This is a genomic window from [Muricauda] lutisoli (nom. illeg.), from assembly GCF_017313105.1.
GTDB lineage: Bacteria > Bacteroidota > Bacteroidia > Flavobacteriales > Flavobacteriaceae > Flagellimonas > Flagellimonas lutisoli.
In genome coordinates, this window is record NZ_JAFLND010000002.1 from 227,434 (window position 1) to 235,497 (window position 8,064).

General features: G+C 40.4%; 4 protein-coding genes. 2 read left to right on the forward strand and 2 right to left on the reverse strand.

Annotated features, from left to right (window positions below):
- Positions 1-2 precede the first annotated feature (2 nt).
- Together J0X13_RS08365 and J0X13_RS08370 are read right to left on the reverse strand one after the other, a co-directional pair.
- Positions 3-1,874 carry an alpha-amylase family glycosyl hydrolase gene (locus J0X13_RS08365; RefSeq protein WP_207071001.1) on the reverse strand — a complete coding sequence of 624 codons (1,872 nt, stop codon included), beginning with the start codon at positions 1,872-1,874 and terminating at the stop codon, positions 3-5.
- Positions 1,875-1,898: 24 nt separating this feature from the next.
- A complete protein-coding gene (locus J0X13_RS08370; protein ID WP_207071002.1) occupies positions 1,899-2,918 on the reverse strand; it encodes a LacI family DNA-binding transcriptional regulator in 1,020 nt (339 codons plus the stop codon).
- Between the two features lie 370 nt (positions 2,919-3,288).
- Here J0X13_RS08370 and J0X13_RS08375 point away from each other — a divergent pair, with 370 nt between their 5' ends.
- Entirely contained in the window at positions 3,289-6,372 is a 3,084-nt protein-coding gene (locus J0X13_RS08375) for a SusC/RagA family TonB-linked outer membrane protein (protein WP_207071003.1), read from the forward strand.
- 11 nt (positions 6,373-6,383) lie between these two features.
- Positions 6,384-8,015 carry a RagB/SusD family nutrient uptake outer membrane protein gene (locus tag J0X13_RS08380; RefSeq protein ID WP_207071004.1) on the forward strand — a complete coding sequence of 544 codons (1,632 nt, stop codon included), beginning with the start codon at positions 6,384-6,386 and terminating at the stop codon, positions 8,013-8,015.
- Positions 8,016-8,064: the final 49 nt, after the last annotated feature.

An 8,064-nucleotide genomic window follows, 5' to 3' on the forward strand; every position in this document is an offset into this window, starting at 1 on the left:
ATTTACTCCTTAATGTTAAAAATATAGGATTGCAAAGGCTCTAACTCCACCTGTATCTGCCCTTGGCCATTGATAATGTTAAGTGTTTTTTTTACCTCCCCGTACAATGCTTCATCCAAATTGTATTCTCCATCAGACAATTGCCATTTGGAAACAACATCTTCAGGCACTTTTAGATTGAAGTTGTATTGGTTATGGACATCAAAATTTGAAACAACAATGAGCTTCTCATGGTCAGACCATCTCACATATGATAACACTCTGTGATCGTAACCTTCGGTATTATCCTTATTATAAAAGTGAATCTCTTGGTATTCGCCCATGAGAGCTTCACTATTAATTGTGAAATTCAACAATCGTTTATAGAAGTCCCTCAAGTTTATTTCTTCTTCGGACAATTGACCGCCGTCGAACTTTTTATTGTTCACCCACCTTTGGTGGTGTGGCACTCCGATATAATCAAAAATAGAAGTGCGTGTTGGTTTTCCAAACCCGGCATTTTCCGCTCCGGGCTCACCAACTTCTTGTCCAAAGTAAATCATGGTGGGCGAGGTACTAATTGTAGCGAAAACGACCATGGCAGGTTTCCCTAATTGGGCATTCCCCACAAAATCAGGGCTGGCAATACGCTGCTCGTCGTGGTTTTCCAAAAAGTGCAGCATATGGTGTTCTATATCGGCCATTCCTTTTTGCACTACGGGAATGTGATCCGTCCAACCATACCCTTTCATAATATGTTTGATGCTATCGTAAAGTTCTACCTTATCATATAGGTAGTCCATTTTTCCTTTATGGATATAGTCCCTGTACAAACTTGGATTATATACTTCGGCCAACAAGAAAGCATCGGGATTTATCATTTTGATATTGGAGTTGAGATAGCTCCAAAACTCTACCGGCACCATTTCGGCCATGTCAAAACGGAATCCATCCACTCCAAAACCCAGCCAGTATGCGGTGATATCCTTAAACTTGTGCCAAGAGTCAGGAAGCGTTTTATGTTTCCAAAACTCGTAGTGGTCCTTATAATCTTTTAGCCGATATGCTTCGGGCAATTCGTCAAAGTCATTTGTACCATCTGGGCGAACCCCATAATTGATTTTCACGGTTTCGTACCAATCGTTAAAATGAGGTTGGGCCAATCTGGAGCCATTACCTGTCCATTTGGCGGGAATCTCTTCAAATTTCGAATCGGCCAACCTATTTTCATCTCCTCCCAGGGGTAGGTATCCATCTTCCCATTTTGGCACTTGGAATGCCTCTCCGGGGATGTAATAAAAATTATTGTTGACATCATATTCCTTGGAAGTATCGTCGGAAGCTCCGAAATCCTCTACACCTTCAGGATTTGTCTTTCCTTCATAATTTCTTGCCACATGGTTGGGAACGATATCTATAATTACTTTTAGACCCGCATCGTGGGTCCGTTGAATCAATTGTTTAAACTCTTCCAGCCGTTTTGAAGGGTCTATTGCCAAATCGGGATTGACATTATAGTAATCCTTGACCGCATAGGGCGACCCAGCTCTTCCCTTAACCACATCAGGGTCGTCATTGGAGATACCGTAAGCGGTATAATCATTTATAACAGCGTGGTGCGGTACTCCTGTATACCAAATATGGGTAACGCCCAAACCTTTTATTTCGGACAGTGCTTTATCTGAAAAGTCGGCAAATTTGCCCACTCCATTTTCCTGAATGGTGCCCCATGGTTTGTTAGTAGTATTGGTGTTTCCAAATAGACGTGTAAATACCTGATAGACTACTTCTTTCTTTTTCATAGATGGGGAATCAGACTTTTTATCGGGTTTATCTTTACAAGAAATTAGTGCAAAAATAGATAGGAATGAAATAAGACCATAAATTGTTCTCATGTCAAAATTGGTTAGTCAACTCAATCAATGGGCAATAGAGTCTCTGATGACCAAGGTGGGTTCTAATATTTTTGTTTGATAGGTTTCTTCCTCTGCTTCACTTTCCACCTTATCAATAAGCATTTTAGCAGAAACTTCGCCCATTTTTTCTCCATGTTGGGCCACTACAGTTAAACTGGGGTTGGCATATTTGGACAAAACACCATCCGTAAATCCAATAAATGAAATGTCTTCAGGAATCTTCAATCCTTTTTCTTGCACCAAACGCATGCTGTACACTGCAAATATCTCATTGACGCACAATACGGCATCTGGTTCGTTGGCATTTAAAAACGTTTTTATGGATCCTTCATCCATTTCCATAGAGGGCATCTTCAATATCATGGATTCATCAATACCCAGACTGCTTTCTTCCAATGCCCTACGGTACCCTTTTGTTCGGGCCTTGCTAACACTTAAGTAATCATCGGTTGTGATCAAGGCTATCCTTTTCTTTCCTTGGTCAATGAATTTCTTTGTTGCCTCGTATGCACCAAGTTCATCATCTATAATCACTTTGTCACATTCCACCTCATGTGTAATCCTATCGAACAGCACCACTGGAATGCCTTGGTCGGTAACTTCTTTTAAATGGTTGTAATCAGCTTTCTGTTGTGTTTCTGAAGATAGGGACATTATAAACCCATCGATACTTCCATTGGCCAACATTTCCATATTAATGACCTCTTTATCGAAAGATTCTTCGGATAAACAAACGATAACGTTATATCCACGGGCGTTTGCATATTTTTCAATACCCCGAATTACTGTTGTGAAAAAATGATGGACTATATCTGGAATTACGACACCAATATTTTTAGTCCTCTTATTTTTTAGACTAATTGCAATATTGTTGGGTTTATAATTGTAAAGTTTGGCAAAAGCCTGCACCTTTTCTTTGGTATCCCGGCTAATTTCCTCACTGTTCTTTAGGGCTTTGGAAACTGTTGAAATGGACACCTCCAGTTCTCTAGCTATATCTTTTAATGTAATTTTTGCTTTCAATGATGGTATTTTAGGGCACACTAATTCCGCTGTGGAAATTACTCAATAAAGATCCAAGGGTGCGCACAAATTACATTTTTTAACAAAACGGGTATGAAAATTTGAAAAACCTTCTTCCGGTAAAGAATGCATTCCAAAAAATAAAATCCTTATATTAGTCCTTATTATTGTTAAATTCTTAAATCTCATTCCTTTTATTGAGATAACAGCAAACTAACTATTTAAGTTTTGTCATACCCACACACCTCAAAGTTATTAACACGAAACCGTTTTCGTGATATTTTGCAATATACTTAAATTTCGATTAACCTTTTTTTTATATATGTTTAACACTTGAATTAAAATTAACTAAACTTAAAATTAATTATTTATGAAGATTACGCTACTAAAAAGCTTTTTGTTGCTTGGGGCATTTTTATGCTTTGGGATTGCAAAGGCTCAGACAGTATCAGGTACCGTTTCGGATGCAAACGGACCGTTGCCAGGGGCAAGCGTATTGGTAAAAGGTACTACCAATGGTACGCAGACCGATTTTGATGGTAACTATACGCTCAGCGATGTTGAGGGTAGTTCCACATTGGTTTTTAGTTACATTGGTTATAAGACCGTAGAAATTGCGGTAAATGGCCAAACTACCATTAATGTCACCTTGGAAGAAGACGCACAAGCTCTAGATGAGGTCGTAATCATCGGTTACGGTCAAACAACCGTAAAAGATGCAACTGGTTCTGTTGCCGCGGTAACCTCCGAAGAGTTTAATGGAGGTGTCATTGCTTCACCAGAACAATTGATTCAAGGTAAGACCGCCGGTGTGCAGATTACGCAATCGAGTGGTGAGCCTGGTGCAGGAATGAACTTGAGAATTAGGGGTTCCAATTCCATTCGTTCCAACAACAACCCACTTTTCGTTGTGGATGGAGTACCATTGTCGGGAGAATCAACAACACCATCTGGTGGTGATGTAATCAACGGTAGTAACGCTACTAGAAACCCTTTGAACTTTATCAACCCTAACGACATCGAGAGCATGTCCATTTTGAAAGATGCTTCGGCAACTGCAATTTATGGTTCTCGTGGTGCAAATGGTGTTGTAATCATTACTACTAAAAGTGGTAGAACAGGTCAAGGTGGTGTATGGGAATTCAGCTCCAATTTGAGTATCTCCACACCTGCAAACGAATATGACCTTTTTGACAGAGATGAATTCCTGTCCACAACGGCAGCCATAAGAAGCCAAGAAATTGCTGATGCCAGTGATTACGGTTTCAATACAAATTGGCAAGATTATATTACAAGGACGGTTGCTTCACAAAACCAAAACCTTTCTTACTCAAGAAACTATGGTAGCGGTAATGTTAGAGCTACATTCTCTTACGGAAAGCAATTTGGTGTGATTGAAAAATCGGCACAAGAACGTATCACAGGTAGATTAAACGCAAGTCATCGCTTTTTGGATGATAAGCTAAGGTTGAACCTTCAGGCTTCCATGTCTCGTGTTAATGACGATGCACCACCTATTAGTGGTACTTCCGGTGCAAGTGGTAACTTAATTGGTGCTGCTTATTCTGCCAACCCAACATGGCCGGCAAGCTCCACATTTTTCTTAGAAGGAAACCAACTGAACCCTGCTAATTATCTAACTAACTTCCAGTCTGTCACTAACACAGATCGTGCTCTGATCAATTTTTCTGCTGAGTACGATATAGTTCCAGAGTTGACTGCTAAAGTAAGTGTAGGTTATGATGATTCTGATGCTAAGGCAATCTCTTCTATTTCTGGAAATGCCAATAACTTTAACCGAGTTACAGGAAATGGTCAATCCGCTTACAACACGCTAAACGCAACAAGTCAACTATTGGAAGCTACCCTTAACTATAAAAAGGATTTTGGTAATTCCTCTTTAGATGTTATTGTAGGTTACTCCTTTCAGGATTTCCAAAGAAAAGGATTCAACTCACAAGGATGGAAAGCACCGACTACTGATTTGAACGAAATGGGTTCCGCCTTGATCGATGATGTAAATACAATAAGAGAAAGTATCAGTGGACCATACCAACAAGCTGGTTATGCTCCAAACGGTACTTTTGTCAACAGTATCAACCCTTTTGAAGATACAGCTGCCTTGGGTGTTTCCTCTGGAGCCTATACTTCTGTTTGGATAGATACATTTGACAATACCGATGAACTACAATCTTTCTTCGCAAGGGGTAATTACTCTTTGAACAACAAGTTTTTATTTACTGCTACGGTAAGAGCTGATGGTTCTTCAAAATTTGGTGGCAGTAATCAATACGGTTATTTCCCTTCCGGTGCCTTTGCCTGGAAAATTAACGAAGAGGATTTCATTGGAGAGAACGTTTCAACATTGAAATTAAGATTGGGTGCTGGTATTACCGGTAACCAAGAAGGACTTGGATATGCCAACTTCTTAAGAAGGGTTCGTTTCGCTCAACCCGGCATTAGCGACAGTGGTGAAATTCTTAGACCAGGTGCACAGACCGTTGCAGTACAAAACCCAGACCTGAAGTGGGAATCCACTTTGGATTTGAACGTTGGTATTGACTTCGGTTTCAATCTTGATCGTTTCAGCGGTTCCCTTGATTTTTATAGAAAAGAGACCAAAGACCTATTGTTCAGACAAGGTGCAGCAGCACCAGCTGCCGATCCTTTTGTCTTCAAAAACCTAACTGACGGTACAGTAATCAACCAAGGTATTGAAGTTTCTTTAAATTATGACTTCATTCAAATGGAGGACGTTACATTCTCCTCTTCCTTCAATTTTGCTTACAACAAGAACACAGTTGAAGGCTTGAACGGAATTACTGCCAACTTTGGTGCATTGAACGGTCCTGGACTAACGGATGCATTTGCTCAGCGTTTGGGAGAAGGAAGATCTTTATTCTCCTATTATATGGCTGAATATTCCGTTGACAGCAGCGGTAATCCAGACTTTAACCCTGATCAAAAGGATTTTGTGGACAAGGACGGTCTACCTGATATAAATGCTGGTCTTTCCCTTAACCTTAGAGTTAAAAATTGGGATGCATCCGCATACTTTACAGGTCAGTTTGGATTCTATGTATATAACAATACAGCGAATGCATTCTTGAACAGACCAACTTTTGAGACAACAAGAAACGCTACTCAAAGAGCTTTGGACACCAACGTAAGTCAAGAAGTTTCTACACTATACCTTGAAAACGGTGATTTTGTGAGACTACAAAATGCCAGTGTAGGTTATAATGTACCACTAAGTGGCGATGGTGCTTTAAAAAGTTTAAGACTATCGTTAACAGGACAAAACTTGTTCTTGATTACCGACTATAGTGGTTTAGATCCCGAAGTATCATCTAGTACAGGTGACCTGGGTACTGGTATACCAAGTGCTAGTATTGATTACACTTCTTTCCCAAGGCCAAGAACTGTAACATTGGGTATCAACGCTAAATTTTAAAAAAAAAAGCAATGAAAAAATTTATAACACAAACGAACAAATATTTTTCTCTCAGCTTGTTCGTAGGGATTATGCTGACTTCCTGTACAGATTTGGAAGTAGAACCCACGGACTCGCTATTAGATGATGGGTTTACCGGTATACAAACTGCCGAGGCTGCTTCGAGCCAGATAACTGCAATGTACAATGATGTAAATGGTTATTTTGGTACACAAGCGAACTTATATGCCCTAAACGAAGTTACCACAGATGCCCTTTTGGTTCCTACAAGAGGTTCTGACTGGGGTGATAATGGTATATGGAGACAATTGCACCAACACTCATGGACTCCGGAACACTCCTATATTTTAGGTGTATGGAACGAATGGAACGGTTTGCAATTAAGTGCAAGTGAAGTTTTGGATTCAAGATCCGCTTCTTCCAGTGAAGCTCAAGGACACGCCTCATTTTTAAGAGCGTTATCAATGTTTGTGATCTTGGACAACTTTGCTCAAGTACCTTACAGAGATACAGAAGCTGCCGACCCTCTAGCTGATCCAGATGTACTTACTGGAGAAGATGCGATTGGTTTTATCTTAAGTGATTTGGATAATGCCATCGCTAACCTTCCTGCATCTACTGCTGGTGATGATAATTTTAGAGCAACTAAAGCAGCTGCTCGTTTCCTAAAGGCAAAAGTCCTTTTGAACAGACATATTTACAATGGTTCAGGTTCAGCGGCTTCAAGTGACATGAGCGAGGTAATCTCCCTTGTTGACGCCATCGAAGGAGATGGATATGAACTTGCTTCCGACTACTTTGATATCTTCGTACCTGGAGGTGACACAGAGACCATTTGGTACGCTCAAACTTCAGCAGGAACAAGAATATTCAACACATTGCACTACAACTCTACAGAGCTTGGTGGTGGTGGCTGGAACGGTTTCAGTACGTTGGCTGAATTCTACGACTTGTTCGAAGGTGATGCCGATAACAACCGAGGTCTTAATGACGGCACATTGAGCGATGGCCAAGAAGAAAGAAGAGGTTTTGTCCCTCCTAGTGGTATTGCCTACGATGGCAGCTATGGTACTGATGACAACAATGACGGTATTGTAGACGGTTCCAACGTAGGATTTGGTTTTCTTATTGGTCAACAATATGGTCCTAATGGAGCTGCTTTGGAAGATAGGGGTGGTAACCCACTATCTTTCACAAGAGAATTCTTTAGTGCTGTTGATGGACAACCAAGCCTTGTAGATAACAATGAGATAACTGGTATCCGTGTTATTAAATACAATCCAAGAGATGGAGCATTTGCCAACCACATAATCTTCTTCAGATATTCAGATGCATATTTGATGAAAGCTGAAGCAATGTGGAGAAGCGGTGGTAATCCAACTGCAATGATCAACGATTTAAGAGCCATTAGAGGTGCTGCCCCACTTGGAACAGTTACCGAACAAGATCTTTTGGATGAAAGAGCTCGTGAATTGTACACAGAAGGTTGGAGAAGAAACGACATGATTCGTTTTGGACAATACACAAAAGACTGGGAATTTAAAGAAGCTGACGCTGTTGGAAATCCAGATCGTCAATTATTCCCAATCCCATCTGCCCAACTTATTCTTAACCCTAACTTGGTGCAAAACCCAGGCTATTAGAATTTCAAAGTTTAAGATGTTTAAATATGGAAAGACCACCGTTCGGTGG

Excerpts from the sequence above, each read along its gene's own strand:
- J0X13_RS08365 (WP_207071001.1), bottom strand. The coding sequence starts at position 1,874 with ATGAGAACAATTTATGGTCTTATTTCATTCCTATCTATTTTTGCACTA.
- J0X13_RS08375 (WP_207071003.1), top strand. The coding sequence starts at position 3,289 with ATGAAGATTACGCTACTAAAAAGCTTTTTGTTGCTTGGGGCATTTTTA.
- J0X13_RS08380 (WP_207071004.1), top strand. The coding sequence starts at position 6,384 with ATGAAAAAATTTATAACACAAACGAACAAATATTTTTCTCTCAGCTTG.